Raw genomic sequence first — 18,802 nt, 5'->3', positions numbered from 1 at the left:
CGTGTACGGCGCCGATCTCTGAGGAGTCCCGCATGGTTGCCGGAAACCAGTTCACGAGTACCGAGCACGCGCTCCAGATCGCGGCGCAGGCCATCGACAACACGCACCAGAGCTGCCAGAACATCCAGACCAGCGTCGAGAACAGCAAGATCGCGCTGTCCGGCAGCTGGACGGGTAACGCGTCGGGCGGCTTCGGCGACGCCCTGGCGACCTGGCAGACGCAGCTGAAGTCGCTCATGGACTCCCTCCAGGCGATGGGCGACCAGCTGAGCGGCACCCGCTCCAACTTCACCACCAACGAGTCGGACAACCTCGGCCTGACCAAGCACTGGGTGTCGCAGACCAGCCCGCACTGAGCGACGTACGGGCGGACCGTTGCCGACGGTCCGCGACCGGGCCGCCGCCGGGCGGCCACCCTCCCCCTGTCATCCCATCGAACCGTGAGGACGTCCCCGATGCCCAGCCTCTCCGATTTCAGCACCAACCATGCGGCCATGGACCAGGGTCACCAGGAGCTGATCAACTACACCCAGCAGATCGAGAACTACCTGGAAGAGCTGAACGCCCAGGTCAACACCGTCCGCGGCGAGATGAGCGGTCAGGCCATCGAGGCGTACGACGCCGCGCACCGCAACTGGATCCGCAAGGTCGACGAGATGCGCGCGACCCTGGGCATGGGCGGCAAGACGCTCGGCCAGGTCCGGATGAACTACCAGCACGTCGACGGCTCCGAGCAGAACAAGTGGAACGCGCTCACCACCAGCTGACGGTCCGTGCGGTCGGCGTGCGGAGCGCGGTCTCCGCACGCCGCCCGCGCCCCGGGCGCCGTCCGCTGCGGGCGCCCCTCCCCCGTACCACTTCGTACTTCCGCGCCGATCACCGTGGCCCGCGCCGTGTGCGCGCGCCCTCACCCAGCAGGAGCGAGACATGGCGGACGACAACGGAACCCTGACGTTCACGAAGGCGACCCTGGAGGGTTTCCGGGAGAACGAGCTGACCCGGCTGCGCGACGAGGCGGACCGGGCCCGCCTCGCCCTCATGGCGTTCCAGGGCCCCAACAAGCTGCTGCCGGGCGGGCCCAACTACCAGCCGGCCGTCGATCTGCAGAACCGCTTCAAGGAGGCGGCGACGGCGCTGCTCAACGAGCTGACCACGGCGTACAACCTCTCGGACAAGATGATGGTGCAGTTGCTGGAGACCAGTACCGCCATGAGCAACATCGAGGACGAGAACACCCAGCTGACGGCCCAGCAGTTGCAGAGCATCATCGGCGGTGCGCTGGCGGCGGGCGGCAAGGGCTCCGGCACCACCGGCACCGAGTCGCCCGGCTCCTCCACCGGGAACGCGAACACCGGTCAGAACACCGACAGCAACGGCCAGAACAGCAACACGAGCACGAACACGAACAGCAACACGAACAGCAACACCAGCACCAGCACCACCGCCTGATCCGCCGGGCGCCCGGTCCCGGGAGTCCCGGCCGCCCCGTCCCCCGACCACATCTCACGCAGGAGCAGCCCCATGGCCGACCCCACGAACTGGTCCGACCTGCTGAACTCCTTCTACTCGAAGGGGTTGCCGGGCGGTACGGCCATCGACCCGATCCCTCCGCTGGAGGCCGTGACGGAGCCGCGCTGGACGAAGGCGTACTGGAACTACGCCCTCGGGCAGGACCCGTTCAAGGGGCAGTGGGTCACGCGCTACGACGACGGCCGGGGGCTCTCGCGCACCGCGGGCATCACGATGAAGGGCGAGGACGAACAGGGCCCGGACAGCAAGGACTCGGCGTGGCCCAAGCTCAACATGGGCTCCTTCCACGTCATCCAGGCGCTGGCGGGCACCGGGACCGACGTGACCTCGCTGCCGAGCTTCACCAACGCCGAACAGCAGCTCAAGGGCGCCATCCAGTACTTCAACAACTTCCATATCGGCCTCGACCAGTGGCGGGCCAAGATGGACGACCCGGAGAGCGGCTGGAAGGGCTCCGCCTCCTCGGCCTTTGCCGATGTCCTGTTGCGGCTGTCCCGCGCGTTCGAGGAGATCGACACGCTGACCGGTGGCCCGGACGGCAACGGCGGCTATCTCGGCGCCGTCGCCCAGGCGCGCGACGGGCTGCGCGCCGCGGTGGACGAGATGCAGCAGATGTACAGCACCTGGGGCTCGCAGCCCACCTGGTCGCCCGCCGGGGCGCTCCAGCAGGTGCTGTCCGGGCTGAACGTCGACCACAAGGACAATCCGGGCGGCGGCCAGGGCACCACCAAGCTCACCCACAGCGAGTACGGGGAGTTGGGCTACGTCGACCAGCAGGGCACCTGGGATCTGATCGAGCAGCACGCCAAGGACCTGTGGCTACAGACCGCCCAGCAGTATCTGAACGGCATGGTCGGTGATGTCCACACCAAGCTGTCGCAGGCGTACAACACCTCCGCGCTGGCGCTGAAGCCCGTCCCGCCGAGCATCGAGAACGCCATCAACGGCGGGGGCTACGGCTCCCAGACCCCGCCGGGCGGCACCGGTGACGACACCAAGGACAAGGACAAGGACAAGGGCGACGGGACCGACCTCGGCGGGGACAAGGACCTCGGCAGCGGCGACAAGGACACCGGGAACGGCGACGGCGATCTGCCCCCGGGCCAGAGCGACGGCGACGGTCTCGGCGACGGCAAGGGCCTGGGCGACACCAGCGATCTCGCCCCGGGACAGACCGACGGCAACGGTCTCGGCGACGGCAAGGGGCTCGGCGACACCAGCGATCTCGCCCCCGGCCAGACCGACTCCAACGGCCTCGGCGACGGCAAGGGCCTCGGCGACACCAGCGACCTGTCCCCGGGGCAGACGGACTCCAACGGCCTCGGCGACGGCAAGCTCGGCCCCGGCTCCGACCTCCCGCCGGGGCAGACCGACACCGACCCGAACCACTACGTGCCGCCGTACCTGCGCAACCCCGGCGGTATGACCCATCCGGGCAGCACCGACGTCACCCGGAAGAATCCGTCCACCGGTTACGGCAAGGGCAACAACCTCGGCGGGAACACCACGTACAAGCCGCCGCGTCCGGGGCAGACCGATCCGAAGCGGTGGATGCCGCACGACGTCAAGAACTACACCCCGCCGCGACTCTCCTCCGGCAACAGCAACCTGTCGCCGGGCACCACCGGCACCGGGACCGGGACCGGCGGGTTGCAGACCAGTTCGACCGGCGGCTCCGGGGCCTCCGGAGCCAACGGCGCGGGCGGGGCGCGCGGCCCGATCTCCACCTCGTCGACCGGCGGCAAGAACGGTTCCGGCGTCCCGCTGTTCCCGCCGATGGCCAACGGCATGGGCGGCGGCAAGGGCCAGGAGAACCAGGAGCGGGAGCGCACAACCTGGCTGGCCGAGGACGCGTCCGTATGGGGAACCGATCCGGAGCTGGCACCCACCGTGCTCGGCCGGCCGGGCACCCAACTCTTCGCCGACACCGCATATCAGGGAGAGACCGATGAATGGCAACCCGCTGCTGGGCCGTATGGAGGACGCCCTGGAACGTCTGGAGGAGGCGCGCGTCCAGGCCAAGGAGGCGCGGGAGAGTCTCGACCGGGTCAGCGTGACGGCTACGGCCAAGGATCATCTGCTCAGCGTCACGGCTGACGCCCGCGGCCGGGTGACCGGGATCAAGCTGCACAGCACCCGCTACCGCTCGATGGCCGCCGCGGAGCTGGCGAAGGCGCTGCTGGAGACGGTGCAGCGGGCGCAGGAGGACGCCGCCGAGGCGAAGCAGCGGACGATGGCGGCGCATCTGCCCGAGTCGCTCGACATGAAGGCGCTGTCGGAGGGACGCTCCACGCTGGACGACCTCCTCACCGCCTTCACCCGGGGCACCCTCCCCGGCCAGCAGAGCACGTAGCGGGTACGGGGGTCACCCCGCGGGGAAGTGAAGCGCCGTGCCGTACGGAATCCCGTACGGCACGGCGGTACGGCGGCGCCGTCGGAGCCGCCGGTGTGCGACGGATGTGACGGGACGAAGGGAGACGGCCGTGGCCGAGAATCTGGCTGCCGATCTGAGCGGGATCAACCATGGTGCGTCGCAGACGGACGAGTTGTCCGCGATCGTCATGGAGATCTCCCAGCAGACGCAGACCGTCTCCCTCCTGGCGAACGAGGCGTGCGGCTCCGGCGACGAGACCTCCGACCAGCTGCGGAAGACGCTCCTGCCCGGGGCCGAAGCCTTCCACGGGCTGCTCGGGAACCTCGCGAAGGCATTCCAGCAGACGGCCGAGGACACCCTCGGCACCCAGAAGTCGTTCGCCGACACCGAGCAGGCCAACATCGACGTCTCCCACCACCTGAAGCAGCGGATGACCCGGTGAGCCTCCACATATCCGACGAGGGCCGGGGCTGGTTCATCGCGCTGACGGGGCAGGACTTCACCCACGCGGACGAGGACAAGCTGCGGGAGATGGGCGACGGCTACGGGCAGATCCGCCAGCACCTGGAGGAGTTGCCCGCGCAGGTGGTCCGCGCCGTCAACACGGTCCGCAACAGCATCACGGGGGACACCGCCGACGCGTACGCGAAGTCGCTCTCGGAGTTCACCAGCGGCGACCGCAACTACATCCGGGCCGGTCAGGAACTCTCCGGTGGGCTGGAGAAGATGGCCAAGTCGTCCTCGGTGAACATCGAGTACATGAAGATCATGGCGATCCTCCAGATCACCGAGATGCTGATCGAGATCGTCATCGCCATCGCCATGCTGCAGTTCGAGGAAATCCCCGAGATCAAGATCAAGACCTCGACCTTCCTGCAACGTCTGCTCCGCTCCCTCCTCGACCACCTCGCGCTGCACGTCGTCCTCAACGAGTCCATCGGCACCGTCCTGGACGCGCTCGCGCAGCGCATCCAGATGGCCAAGGGCCACCGCGACTCCTGGGACATCAGCCTCACCAAGGACGCGGCGCTGGGCGGGCTGCTCGACGGGCTGCTGGAGGGCCCGCTGTCGCTGCTCGGCGGCAAGGCGGGCCAGAAGCTGTCCCACCTGTTCGCGGGGCCGGTGGGCAAGAACGTCGGCAAGCAGATCACCCAGGACCTGTCGATCGCCACCGACACGGTCTCCCACACCACCTCCAAGAACCTGGCCGACGGCGTCGAGAACATCATCACCAAGAACGCCGACGACCTCCTCCGCCCGCTCGGCGGCTCCGGCGCGGGCAAGGGCGTCGGTGAGAGCGCGACGAAGAAGATCGGCGACGACTTCGGCGACCTGTTCGGCCACACCTTCAAGGACACGCTGGGCGAACAGGCCGCCCGTGACCTCGGCAAGCAGTACGGCGACGCCTTCGCCAAGAACTGGGGCAAGGAGAGCAGACCGGCGCTGAAGGAGGCTCTCGACAGCGGCGGGCAGCACCTCGATCCCGCCGTCCACACGTCGCTGACCGGCCTCTCCGACACCACCCTCACGGCGATCCGCAACCACCACGACCACATCGCCGTCAAGAGCAGCCACTTCGCCGGGGCGACCGGCGCGGTGACCGGTCAGGCATACCTCTCCGAGGGCTTCTACAACCTGCTCTTCTCCGACGACAAGAGCTTCCACGTCACGGGGGTGTCCGGCGCGTCGGCGGCGGCGGGCCAGGCGGCCACCCACGTCGGAACCGTCGGCGGCGCCGCGGGGGTCTCCGCCCTGAAGAACGCCGTCGCGCACACGCCGGGGCCGCTGCCCCTCACCTCCGAGGGCAACCAGAACCTGTCCTCGTCCACCGAACCGAACGCGTACGTTCCGCCGCCCACCTCCAGCGACGAGCAGTTGAACGCGCCGTCCGACGGCACCGTCACGGACACCGAGCAGCAGCCGAAGACCCAACAGCAGTCCGACGACGCCACGGACACCCCCACGCACCCCTCCGCTCAGCAGAAGACCGCGAGCGGCGGCGACGGTGGCGACGGCGACGACCACCGCCCCCCGACGCGCGGGCACTACCTCGACCACATCGACACCCACGACGAGGAGTCCGCCAAGGACGACGCGTCCGTCACGGACACGGACGACGCATCGCTCCACGACGACGCGCCGGTCGTACCCGGAAAGTCCGATGCGGCGACGGACAACTCCCCCTCGAAGAACGCCCCCGAGGACGACCCGTCGCCCACGGCCACACCCCCCGTCCCCACCGGCAACCCGAACCAGCAGCACTCCCCGCCCCCCACCCCGGACACCGCGCAGACACCCAAGCCGAAGAACGGCTCCACCCCGGCGGCCCACGACCAGCACGCGGGTGGCCCACCGCCCAAGGAACAGAAGAAGGACGGGCAGTCGGCGACCACCGACAAGACCGCCGAGTCGGCGAAGGACACGTCCGGGACCCCGAAGAGCGAGCAGCGGAACGAGCAGAAGACCGCCACCTCCTCGGAGGAGCAGCACACCCCCGAGGAGCACCGCTCCGCCACGTCCTCCGAGAAGATCCCCGACGACGACCGGACACCACCACACGAGGAAAAGCCCCCGGAGCAGAACCAGCACGAGAACCAGCACGAGAAGCAGGACGAGAAGCAGGACGAGAAGCGGAACGAGGACCAGCACCGGGAAGACCGCCGGGAGCAGGACACGAAGGAGAAGGCGCAGCAGGAGAGCGCGCAGCAGGAGAAGGCGCAGCGGGAGAGCAAGTGGAGTGAGCTGACCACGCCGACCGACAACGAGGCCGAGAAGAGCCAGTCGGAGAAGGACCAGTCGGAGAAGGACGACGCGGAGACGGAGAAGGACGAGGCGGAGAAGGACGACGCGGAGAACGGCTCGGAGAAGAAGGCGGGCGAGACGGAGACGCCGCCGGTCACGGGCGACGAGCACCGGGCCGCGACGGCGCCGCCGGAGATCACCAAGCAGCGGAACGTCGTCAACCGCTACCCCGTGGAACACGAGCTGTACGACGAGTTGACGGTCAAGGGCGACGGTGACTGCCTCTTCACCTCGGTGCTGGTGAGCGCCCACCACCAGAACCTGGTGCCCCACATCCGGGGCCTGGACGTGCAGGGGCTGCGGAACCGCCTGGCCCGGTACGTCGAGACGGTCCCCGAGGTCATCCGTGACCACCAGGGCTTCGATCCCGTCGAGACCGTCAGGGACGATGTCTTCGGCAGGCTGTCGGACGCGGAGTTCCGGAACCGGATCGACCGGGCGCTGTTCGGCACGGACCGCAAGGCCCGGCAGCGGGCATGGCAGGAGCTGATCGGAAGCAGCCGGTACCCCGATCTGCTGGCCGTCGCGCCGACCCCGGAGAAGGCGCGGGAACTGGGGCTCGTCGGTCTGGTCGCCGCGGCGGCCGGTGGTGGCGGCCGCGATCTGTGGAACTCGCCGTTCGCCGACTACCTCCCGCAGCTCCTCGCCACCATGCCCGACCTGCGCGATGTGAACCTCACGGTCATCTCCACGGTGCCGAAGAAGCACCCGGGGGATCCCACCGTGATGCAGCCGCCGCAGCCGGGGAACCACCTCACCCCGGGCGGCCCGCCGCTGTACGTGTTCTACGACCGCGGCGGCGTGCACTACCAGGCGATGGCCAAGTCCACGTCCGCGCCCTCGCACCACACCTCCGCGAACCCGCCCACCTCGTCACAGGGCAAGGGCAAGGAACCCCTCGTTCCGCCGCAGCACAAGGAGCAGAACACTCAGCCGCGGAACGAGAAGCCGGTCGACCCGCCCAAGCCGACACACCGGCAACCCCCGCTCCACGACCCGCTGCACCACCCCGCGCACGGCGACGGCGACGACGCCGAGAACGCCCCGGGCGGCAGTGGGCAGAAGTCCGCGCCCGAGCCGCAGCCCGAGGTCCCCCAGGGCTTCGGGAAGGACGGGCGGTACGGGCTGGGGCAGTTCGGGCGGGTGCACCGCTTCGGCGACATCGCGTTCGGCGCGGGCGGGGAGCGCCCCGACCGCCTGCACCAGCTGGTCCGGGGGGCCATGGACGAGATCCCCGGCCCGCGCGGGTTCCGGCAGCGCTTCCTGAAGCCCGAGAACCGCGACCGGCTGGCCGACAACCTCTCCGCCCAGCTGTGGCAGGAACTGTCCGGTCCCAACGGTCAGCTCCTGGCCCGGAAACTGTTCGACGAGAGCGGGCTCCGGCTGCGCTTCTCCGTCGGCTCGCCCGGGAACTCGTACACCGTCACGCTCCGGCTCAACGGTGTGGACCGCGCCAACGCCGAGCACCTCTCCCCCACGGCGCCGCCGCGGAACACGCCCGGCGCCGCCTCGGCCACCGGTCCGGCGAAGGGCGCCGGGGCGACGCAGCGGCTCCGGTTCGGCGAGTCCGACAAGGGGCAGCGGGAAGCGGCGGTCAACTACAACGTCAGCGACAGTTCGACGGCGAGCAACAGCCGCAGCGTGTCGGCCAGCACCTCGCACGCCTCGACCGTCAACGAGGTGGGCATCAAGCCGAAGGTGACGCTGACCGGCTCCTCGTCCTCGTCGAAGGGGGACAGCAACCTCACCAACACCTACGTCCGGCCGGAACTGAACTTCGCCGGGACGCGGGAGCACTTCGGCTTCAAGAACGCCACGCTCACCGTCGGCGTCCGCCGCGACAGCGACGGGCGGCACGGGAGCGCCCCCGCGAAGGACACGGTGGAGGTGACCTTCCCGACCGAGCTGACCGACCCGAAGGCCAACAGCACCGACCACCCCTGGGAGGTGCACAGCGGCTCCTCGGCCAAGGCGCGGCGGAAGTTCGCGACGGCGCTGCAGAACACGTTCTTCATCGTGCAGGAGAGCCACGGCCAGTCGTCGCTCGCCGCCGAACTGACCACCCCGTACGCGTCGATGGGGCAGGATTCGACGCCCCGGAAGATGCTGGACAACTGGTTCAGCGAGCACAGCATGCTGTGGAGCCTGCGCCGGATGCTCTCCTCCACGATGCTGCCCTCCTTCTTCCACAAGGGGACCCACTACGTCACCGAGGCGCGCGCCGGGGTCACCTCCGTCCGCCGGGTCGGCGATGCGACGCAGGTGGGGCTGGCCGGGAACACCCGCGACTGGCACTCGGTGTTCAACACCACCTCCAAGGGCGGCGGCAAATCCCTCGACCTCGGCGTCGTCATCGGACCCGAGCACTTGCCGACGTCCTTCCCGATCAGCCTCGGCCTCGGCACCAGCAACGCGTCATCGCTGACCGAGGGGTACACCGGCGGTACGTCCAACACCACCCGCTTCAACGGGCTCAGCGTGCCGTACGAGGTGAAACTGCACGTCGAGGCGGGGCTCAACCCGGTGGGGAGCGCCTACTTCTCCGGCACCAAGGACGTCACCGTGATCGTCCGCGTCCCGGAACACCTCACCGGACAGTTCGAGAAGCAGCTCACCGAGGTGGCCCGGGAGGAGGGCGGCCGCGTCGTCGAACAGGAGGTCGGACAGGAGACCGGGCCGAACCCCACCGAGAGCCCCACCGCTGAGAACCCCACCACCGAGAACCACACCGAGGACACCGGGCAGCAGCACACGGAGAACGGCTCCGGGGAACCGCTCACGCCGCCGGGTCCGCCGCCGACCCGCGGGCTGTTCAGCGTCTTCGGGCTCCAGGGGCTCGAAGATCTGCCGAAGACGTTCCAGAACGACGCCCTCCACGCCGAGAGCAGGACCGATTTCCGCCACCGGACCGTCGAGAGCGGGAAGGAACACCGGCACGCCCTCAAGGAGTTCCTGACCACCCAGTTCCACCCCGAGCAGCTGTCCCACATGGCGCCCGACGTGATGAACGGCGGCGTACGGCGGACGTTCCGCGGCGCGAAGGGCGAGAAGGGCCGGCTGCTGATGCACTTCGGCATCTCCGCCCGCCCGGCCAGGCCCGGGGAGCAGGCGCAGGGCTGGCGGATTCCGGTCCCCGACGGCACCGTGCAGAAGTGGCCGACGCGCTGGGCGTGGCTGCAGGACTCCCAGAGCCGGACCACCAGCAAGTCGATCAGCGCCGGTGGCACCCTCTCCGCCGACATGACCGACGACTTCACCATGACGCCGGTCGACTCGCTCTTCTCCTACGGTCGCGACCGTTCCATGGCCGACGGCATCAACACGTACGGCTTCTCCCACATGGGGGCCAACGCCTCCGGCGAGATGTGGCACGACTCGTACCCGGTGGTCTTCGAGACGACCGTGGAGGTCGAGCACGTCTCCGGCACCGAGGTGATCGGCGAGCAGCCGGTGATCCGGAAGACCGTCGAGGGCCGTGCCGACTACCTGATACCGAAGTCGCTGCAGTACTCCTCCGAGGAGAACGCCCCCGGGGAGACCGAGCACAAGGTCACCGTCGAGGACGTCGAGCCGAACGCCGTCGGCAGGAAGAAGAGTTACCCGCCGCTGAAGGCACCGGACGGCGACACCGGGCACCAGCTCGACAGCCTAGACCGCATCGACCATGTGCACGGCTCCCTGGACCTCCAGCGGGAGGCGGTGCAGCTCTTCCGGGACGCGGGCATCCCCCTGCACCAGGCCGTCCCGTACCTGGAGAAGCTGCTCACCCCCGATCAGCTCAAGGGCATCCTCAACAGCGACGCGCAGTCGTCGTCCGGGCGGCAGGTCCGAAAGAAGACGTTCACCGACAACAACGTGCAGTTCGTCATCGAGGCCCTCACGGTCAACGACAAGACGTTCGGGCAGACGCAGGAGCTGTCGAACTTCACGCTGGACGAGGCGATGAGCCGCTTCACCAGCACCGACAAGAAGGTGGACAGCGGCTCCGGCACGCTGGACCTCTCGCTCAGCGGCTCCAAGGAGCACGGGGACGGCTCCGGCGGCGGTGCGGGCGACGCGTCCCTCGGCAAGTCCCTGTCGAAGGGCTCGTCCACCGTCCATGTGACCAGCGTCCACCCCGGCCAGTTCGTCGATCAGACCATGCCGCACCAGCAGCACGAGGCGGACGTCATCTGGCGGATGAGCGTCACCAGCCGCGACACCAACATGGCCGGTACGTGGGGGGAGGACATCCGGATCAAGGACGTCACCGTCCAGGGCGGCGTGTCGTATCTGCGTCCCCACTACACGCGGATGACGGCGGAGGAGGCGAAGGTCCCCGAGCATCTGACGCAGCTGCCGCTGACGGCGATGACCGTGGACCTCTCCCCCCGGAAGGACACCGGGTCGCCGGACGAGCAGGACGCAAACGCCACCCCCGGCGGACCGAAGCCCTCGGTGACCTCCTCGATCCTGACCCGGCTGGAGGAACTCCTCAAGGACCACGCACCGCACGCGCTGGGCAGGAACCATGCGTACAACACGCCCGGCACCCTGACGGAGTCCGGGGGCGACAGCGTCCTCGACGGCCGCACCCTGCAGAGCGCCGGCAGCCTGCTCCGCGGCACCGGGCTCCACATCCGTATGCGGACGGACGGTATCGGCCACCACTCGTACACCAACGTCATCGCCCAGATGACCCGGGACCCCGCGGGCGCGCACTTCACCGAGAAGGTCTCCAAGGGGGTGCTCTCCCGGTACACGCAGTCGCATATCCGCAAGGAGGAGGCGCACTCCCGGACCGTCAAGAACTCCCACGGGTTCGGCTTCGAGGGGTCCGGCGCCAAGGGCTCCGAGGGGGCCACGCCGTCCGCCTCCTACGGCGGCGGGAAGAGCACCACCTACTCCTCCAGTGACGCGACCATGATCCGCCGCCATGACGCGTACACGACCGCCGAGGAGGAGCTGTACGTCTACGAGATCAACGGCACGATCGATCTCACCGTCGAGGACGAGAGCCATGCGTCCCAGCTGGTGGACAGCCTGCTCCTCGGCGGGACGCAGGCGCTGAAGAGCGGCGCGCAGTCGCTGAAGAACCTCTTCCGCACGCACGAGGACGGCAGCCACACCCTCTCCATCCCCGTACGGGAGGAGGTCGTCCTCAGCCGTTCCGAACTCAGCCCGGAGCAGCTCAAGGAGGTCGAGAAGCCCACCGCACAGCAGGACGGGACGCAGCAGCCCACCGCCCAGCACTCCGACGCGGAGTCGGCGACCTCGCGGAACGGGACCGTCCGGCCGCCGCAGCAGACCCCGAAGTCGATCGACAAGGGCGAGTTCCACGACAACTCCGTGCTGGTGGACATGAAGGAGGAGTCGTCACGGAGTCTCTTCGACGCGCTGATGACGGATCTGAGCAGGCACGGCGGCGCGGCGAAGACGTTCGCGGCGAAGGGCCAGCAGAGCCGCGAGCAGCTCCGTCAGCTCCTCAACTCCCGTGAGCTGGCCTGGCATCTGCGCCGCGCGGGGCTCGGCGGGACGACCACGGAGGACAACACCTTCGGCGTCCGGCTGACCACCGAGGGCGGCGTCACGACGCTCACCTACGGGAACGTCCGGATCTCCTTCAGCCAGCCCGGATTCGGCTCGTCGGAAGGCTGGGCCAAGGGCACCTCCGAGCGCTCCGACTACCAGTACCAGTACAACACCCAGTCCCACGCGGCGGCCAAGGAGCGCAGCCTCGGCGCCGCGATCACCAGCACCTTCGCCGCGGCCACCGGCAAGATGACCCAGAACCTGGGCGGGAAGTTCAAGCAGAGCCAGACGGAGACGCACGACAGCGGCGCGTTCACCTCGATGCCCACCGAGTCGATCGACCGCACCGTGCACTGGCTCCGCCACAGCCCCACGGCGCTCAAGGTCGACATCGACATCGCCCCGAGCACCTCCGTCGACCACATCGGCTCCTTCACCGACGGCAACGCCTACCACGGCAGCTTCACCGTCGACGACATGCTGCAGCTGCGCTACTCGCCGGAGGCGGTGGTCCGCGAGGTGGGCGGCGTCACCGACGCGACGGTACGGATCGAGTCGGGCTGGTACGTCGCCCCGCACCACGCGACCGACGAGCAGCAGACCGCCGCCATGCTCGACGCGCTGCGCCTCGCCCAGGAGCGGGACGCCGTCGAGGACCGGACCACCTGGCACGTCACCGTGGGCGACGACGGCGCCGTCCTCGTCCGCGGTGAGCACCTGAGCGAGGACGAGTTCCTCGACCGCTACGTCCGCCCGCAGCTCAGCCCCGAACAGAACGCGCACCTGCACCACCTCACGCACTGGGAGGACGGCGACACCCCCGGAACCCGTCGGCTCCACGTCGATGCCACCGAGCGTCCGACGTCGGACGAGCCCCGGCAGAACAACGAGCACGACGAGCACGACTCCGACAAGCGGGACGGCGGCGATCACGGGGACGACAGCGAGAAGAAGCAGGAGCGGAAGCAGGAGCGGAAGCAGGAGCGGAAGCAGGAACAGGAGCAGGAACAGGACGAGCAGAAGGGGGGCGAGGACCGAACCGAGGACCGGCACGAGGACCAGAGCGAGAACCAGGACGAGAACCAGGACAAGGCCCACCACGACAACCCGGACGAGAACCCCGACCCCGACCCCGACCCCACCGCGCCCTCCCCCCTCCCCCTCGTGCACGCCCCGCAGGTGCCGAAGGGGTTCGGGGACGGTGGGCAGCATCCGCTGGGGCAGTTCGGGTCCGTGGTGCGGATCGGGGACATCCCCGTCGGCGTGCCCGGGCCGCGGCCCGAGTCGCTGACCGCGCTGGTGCGGGCGGCCGTCGACCGGACCGGGACGACGCTGGCGGCCGGGCACAAGAACGCGCTGGTCAACAAGGTTGCCACCGATGTGTGGCAGAAGCTCTCGGGGCCGGACGGTCCGCTGCTCGTACGGAAGTTGCTGTCGAAGGACGGGCTCACCCTGCTGCTGCACGACGACCGGCAGTCGAAGTACCGGATGAGGCTCTGGCTCGACGGGCTGTCGCAGGACGGGGCGGTCCATCTGGTCGGGGAGCGGATCACCCAGCCGCTGCCGTACGGGGCGAAGGTCGTCGGGCACCGCGAGGCGACGCTCAACCGGCAGTACGGCGGCACCCAGACCACCGGCAACTCCCGTTCGCTGACCGGCACCACGTCGTTCAGCCCCATCGCCGAGCACGCGCTGGTGAACCTCGCCGTCAACGTCGGCGGCTCCTCCAGCGCCTCCGCCGGGCAGAGCTTCCTGCACAACTCCTACGACCGGCCGGAGCTGGTGTTCGACGGGAGCCAGGAACACTTCGCCTTCCCGGACGCCCAGCTGACGGTGGAGCTGCACGGCGTCCCCAAGGCCGTACCGAACCCGGCCCCGCTCCACCGGCCGGTACCGGTCGAGGTGGCCTTCCCGCACGAGCTGACCAGCCACGAGGCCAACCACACCAGCCACGACTGGGAGATCACCCCGCACACCCCGGACCAGCGGCGCCGCGTCAGCCGGGCGCTCCAGGACATGTTCTTCCTCGTCCGGGAGAGCAGCGGGCAGGAGCAGCTCATCCCCCTGCTGACCGCCCCGTACCCGCACATGAGGGAGGGCTCGCGGGCGCATGAGTTCCTGAACCACTGGTTCGGCGAGATGGGCACGATCGCCAACTTCTCCCGGATGCTGAGCGACACCCGGCTGCCGTCCGTCCACAGCGGCGGACACCACTACGTCTCCGACGTCCGGACGCGGATCCTGACCGTCAAACGTTCCGGCGACGCGATCGACGCCGGGCTGGCGAACAATGTGCGGGCGTGGGACTCGCTGTTCCACACCACGTCCCAGGGCGGCGGCAAGAGCTTCGGCGTCGACCTCACCGTCGGGCCGAAGCTCTCCGGGGGCGACCCGTCGCTGTCGTTCCCGTTCTCCTTCTCGCTGAGCAGCAACAACTCCGCGTCGCTGACCGAGGGCAACACCGGCGGCTCCCTCGACACCGTCCGCTTCAACGGGAAGAGCGTGCCCTACGAGATCCGGCTGACGATGGAGGCGTCACTCACCGAGGTGGGCGAACCGGCGATGCCGCCGCAGTCCGTGCCGGTGCGGCTGGTCGTGCACGTCCCGGAGCATCTGACGGACCACTTCGAGTACCAACTGGCGCACGCCACGGGCGAGCCGGTGACCCCGCCGCCGACACTGACCACGCCGCCGACGGTCCCGCCCGCGTTCGGGCTCTACGAAGGGTTCGGGGTCTCCGGTCTCGCGCACCTCGTGGACCACTTCCGTCGGCAGGCCGTACTGGCGGAGAAGCGCGTCGACTTCTCCCATCCGACACCAGGGCACCGCAGCCGCCATCTCGACCAGCTCAACCGCTTCCTGGAGGTCCAGTTCCATGTGAACGAGCTGTCGCGGAAGACCAAGGACCTGTTCGGCGACGGGCTGCAGCTGACGTTCCTCGGGCCGCGCGGCGACAACGGCACCCAACTGCTGCTCCACTTCACGGTCCGGGGCCGGTACGGGCAGGGCGACGGCGCCGACGGTCCGTGGCGGCTGCCGGTCGAGAACGCCACCGTCCAGAGCTGGCCCACCCACTGGAACTGGCTGGCCACCACCGATTCCGTCGGCAACGGCCAGTCGCTGTCGCTCGGCTTCTCGCTGTCCACCGGCGGCGGGGGGATGACGTTCACCCCGCCCGGTCTGAGCTTCGGGCGCTCCCGTGACGTCTCGCTGACCAACGGCATCACCACGTACGCCTTCTCCCACCACGGTACGAACGCGTCCGGCACGATGTGGCACGACCACTACCCGGCGGAGTACGAGGTGTCGGTGCACGCCGAGAAGGTCAGCGGAGCCACCTCCGAGACGTCCACCCCGCATGTCACCACGGCGACCGGCGCGGTGCAGTACCTGGTGCCGAAGTCCCTGACGGATCTCCCGGTCGTCGAGCACCCTGAGGGTGCGGGCGGTGACGGTCCGCCGGTTCCGCAGCGGGCGCCGAAGCCGGTGTGGAACGGCAAAACGATGGCCTTCTCCGCCATCGAACTGCCCGACGGCTTCACCCCGGAGCCGCTGCAGTCCGGCGACCGGATCGACCACGTTCTGCACGCCCGGGTGCTGCGGGACGCCGCGGCGGAGCTGCTGTCCGAGCTGCGGGTGCCGCCGCACGTGGTCTCGTACCTCCAGCACATGATCACCACCGATCAGCTGAAGACGGCGCTGAGCAGCGATGCGAAGGCGTTGCCGGGCCGGTTCGTGGTGGGGAAGCAGTTCGCCGACGCGCATGTGTATCTGATGGTGCAGGCGGTCACCGGCAACAAGAAGCCGCTCAGCACCGGGACGCAGGACCTCTCCTCGTTCGGCCTGACCGAGTACATGCTCCGCCACACCAGGAAGACGCAGCTCTCCGGCTCGAACGCGGTCACCTCGGGCGGGAGCATGGCGTACGCGGGGAAGCAGGGCGACAACGAGGGCAGCGGATCGGTCGGCTACACGGAGACATGGAGCCGCTCCACGGCGCGGACCACGATCGACATCGACGACACCCACCCCGGCGAGTTCTACTCGATCGACGTACCGCACGAGCACCACGCCGTGGACATCCTCTGGCGGCTGAACATCGCGGTCACCGAGAACAACATGCTGGGCACCTGGAAGACGGACGGGCTCAGCACCACCCTGCATGTGCCGGGCGGGGCGACGTTCCGGCGTCCGGTGCTGACCGAACGCTCGGCGCAGGAGGCCGGGGTGCCGCCGACGCTGGAGCGGCTGCCGATCCTGTCCATGACCACCGGACTCACCCCGGTACCCGTCCCCCACCAGGGCACTCCCCCGAACGGCCCCACCCCGCACGGGAGCCGGGAGGAGAACCGGCCGCCGCACGAGCAGGCCCACGGGGACGAGGAGCAGCACGAGAGCTACGAACTCCGGGAGATCCAGGAGACCGGGAAGAGTGAGGAGATCCAGGAGGTCCGGGAGATTCAGGAGCGCGTTCCGCGGGAGCTGACGCAGGTGCCCGGGGAGCAGCGGAGTGTGCTGGATCCGACGCTCTCGCAGGAGGTGCTCCGCCGACTGGTCACGCTGCTGGCCAAGGACGCGCCGCAGGTCCTCGGGCCGCTGCACACCCTCGGCACACCGGCCGGAGCGATGAAGTCGATGGCCGACAGCATTCTCGACGGCGCCTCGCTGCGGAACCTGTCCAGCCTGCTGCGCGACACCGGACTCACCCTCCAGGTGCGCCTCGACGGATTCGGGCACCACACCCGCGTCGATGTCCATCTGCGATGGGACCGGAACGACACGGCCGCCCGCTTCACCGGGAAGTCGGCGCACGGTGTGCTGTCCCGCTACATCCAGTCCAACACCCGGGTGGAGGAGCAGTTCAGCGCCTCCGACAAGCACAGCAAGGGCGTCACGCTCGGCGCCGGGGGCAGCAACGCCGGGGGCGGGGGCTCGCTGTCGGCGTCGTGGACCCGCGCCACCGGCAACGGCGTCGCGAACAACAGCAGCGTCATGGTCCGGCGGCACGACGCGTACACCACCGACGCGGAGGACCTGTTCGTCTACCGGACCGAGGCGACCCTGACGCTGTCGGTGGGGAGCTTCTCGCACGCCTCGCAGCTGGTCAACGCGTTGCTGATGGGGAAGGCGCATCTTCTCAAGGCGGGCATCGACAAGGTCGCCGACCTGTTCCCGACCGGCCGGGACACCACCCACGAGATCCCGATCCCGGTCCATGAGGAGGTGCTCGTCCCGCGGTCCGAACTGCCGGTCCCGGTGGCGGGCGTCCCCACGCCGCTGTCCCCCATCTCGTCCCACGAGTTCCTCCGGCACGACGTGCTGGTGGACATGGACGAGCGGGCGGGGAAGGTGCTGTTCGATGCGGTGATGACGGAGCTGGCCGCGCACCCCGGTACGCCCAAGGTGTTCGCCGACCCCCGGCACGGCGGCCATGTGCAGCTCAAGCAGCTGATCGGCGCCCGGGAGCTGGCCCGCCACCTGGTCCGCACCGGGCTGGGCACCCCGACCCCGCAGACCGCGACGTTCCCGGTGCGGATCACCGCGGAGGGCGGTGTGGCCACCCACACCCATGCACAGCTCACCGTCGAGTTTCGGCCCCGCGATCTGGGCCTGTCGCAGGGCTGGCACCACGGCACCGGCGAGCGGGCCGACTACGACCTGCAGAACGACATCGACGCGCACACCGACAACGTCGGCACCACGCTGGGCGGCGGTCTGAGCGGCAGCTTCCTCGGCGTCAAGCAGGCGTTCTCCGCGTCCTCGTCGGTGACACACACGCTGGAGCACGACTCCGGCGGACAGCTGGCGCTGCAGAAGAACTCCGTCGACCGCACCGTGCACCGGCAGCGGTACACGCCGACCTCCGTGGACGTGGTGGTGAAGGTCGCCACGTACGGCACCTTCGACGCGTTCGGGCGGCCGAAGATCTCCGGCAAGAACGTCTTCGAGGGCGTCTTCACCCTGCCCGACGCGCTGCAACTGCGGTTCAGCCCGGAGGCGGTGCTGCGCGGCGTCGGCGGGGTGCGGCCCGGCGCGATCCGGGTGAACTCCGGCTGGTACGTCCCCCCGCACCCCTACGCGGACGCCAACGTCGCCCGGCGGAAGGCGATGTTGGACGGGCTGCTGACGGCGCAGAAGACGGCGGCGGACGACGACCGGCAGACCGTGCATCTGACGTCCGAGGGCGACGATGTGCTGGTGGGCGGCGAGCGGATGAGCCGGGAGCAGTTCCTCGATCGTTATGTGAAACCGCACCTGACGGAGGAACAGGCGGCGAAACTGGAGCAGTTGGTCCGGTGGGACGGCGGGGCGGGCGCGTCCCTCCTGCTCCACCTCGACCTGCCGGGCGACGCCTTCGGCACCCATGGGCCCCGTCCGGTGACACCGGAGCCGCGGACCCCCGACCCGCAGGGGCCGCCGAAGGCCACGGCGGGCCTCAAGACCTGGGCCGCCGCCCTCAACACGGAGCTGGACGCGGCGTTGGAGCACTACTGACCCTCTCCGGGCACCGCCGGGCCGAGCGCCCTCCCCGCGCCCCGCACGGCGGTGCCCGCACCCCCCACCCGAACACCCGACGAGTGAAGC

At 69.5% G+C, this 18,802-nt stretch carries 7 protein-coding genes; all 7 read left to right on the top strand.

From position 1 onward, the window contains the following. Positions 1-32 precede the first annotated feature (32 nt). Positions 33-356, top strand: a complete 324-nt coding sequence (locus IF23_RS0100165) for a WXG100 family type VII secretion target (protein WP_030278367.1) — start codon at positions 33-35, stop codon at positions 354-356. 99 nt (positions 357-455) lie between these two features. Next, positions 456-767 carry a WXG100 family type VII secretion target gene (locus IF23_RS0100160; protein ID WP_030278364.1) on the top strand — a complete coding sequence of 104 codons (312 nt, stop codon included), beginning with the start codon at positions 456-458 and terminating at the stop codon, positions 765-767. A gap of 160 nt (positions 768-927) precedes the next feature. After that, positions 928-1,449 (top strand): hypothetical protein, encoded by a 522-nt coding sequence (locus IF23_RS33875; protein WP_030278362.1) that lies wholly within the window; start codon positions 928-930, stop codon positions 1,447-1,449. A 72-nt stretch (positions 1,450-1,521) separates the two neighbouring features. Further along, positions 1,522-3,627, top strand: coding sequence for a WXG100 family type VII secretion target (locus IF23_RS34725; protein WP_030278360.1), 2,106 nt, complete (start codon positions 1,522-1,524; stop codon positions 3,625-3,627). Then, on the top strand, positions 3,584-3,883 hold the full coding sequence (locus IF23_RS32340; protein ID WP_245654847.1) for a YbaB/EbfC family nucleoid-associated protein: 300 nt from the start codon (positions 3,584-3,586) through the stop codon (positions 3,881-3,883). Before IF23_RS34725 ends, IF23_RS32340 begins: the two co-directional genes overlap by 44 nt. 130 nt (positions 3,884-4,013) lie before the next feature. Beyond that, on the top strand, positions 4,014-4,346 hold the full coding sequence (locus IF23_RS0100140) for a hypothetical protein (protein ID WP_030278356.1): 333 nt from the start codon (positions 4,014-4,016) through the stop codon (positions 4,344-4,346). Then, positions 4,343-18,712, top strand: coding sequence for a WXG100-like domain-containing protein (locus tag IF23_RS0100135; RefSeq protein WP_030278354.1), 14,370 nt, complete (start codon positions 4,343-4,345; stop codon positions 18,710-18,712). Before IF23_RS0100140 ends, IF23_RS0100135 begins: the two co-directional genes overlap by 4 nt. Positions 18,713-18,802: the final 90 nt, after the last annotated feature.

This window comes from Streptomyces catenulae, from assembly GCF_000718015.1.
In the GTDB taxonomy this organism is placed as follows: Bacteria; Actinomycetota; Actinomycetes; order Streptomycetales; family Streptomycetaceae; genus Streptomyces; species Streptomyces catenulae.
The sequence above is the reverse complement of the archived record's forward strand: the minus strand, read 5'-3'. Positions and strand labels throughout refer to the sequence as shown.

Coding starts and splice junctions, on each gene's coding strand:
- IF23_RS0100165 (WP_030278367.1), top strand. CDS start 33: ATGGTTGCCGGAAACCAGTTCACGAGTACCGAGCACGCGCTCCAGATC.
- IF23_RS0100160 (WP_030278364.1), top strand. CDS start 456: ATGCCCAGCCTCTCCGATTTCAGCACCAACCATGCGGCCATGGACCAG.
- IF23_RS33875 (WP_030278362.1), top strand. CDS start 928: ATGGCGGACGACAACGGAACCCTGACGTTCACGAAGGCGACCCTGGAG.
- IF23_RS34725 (WP_030278360.1), top strand. CDS start 1,522: ATGGCCGACCCCACGAACTGGTCCGACCTGCTGAACTCCTTCTACTCG.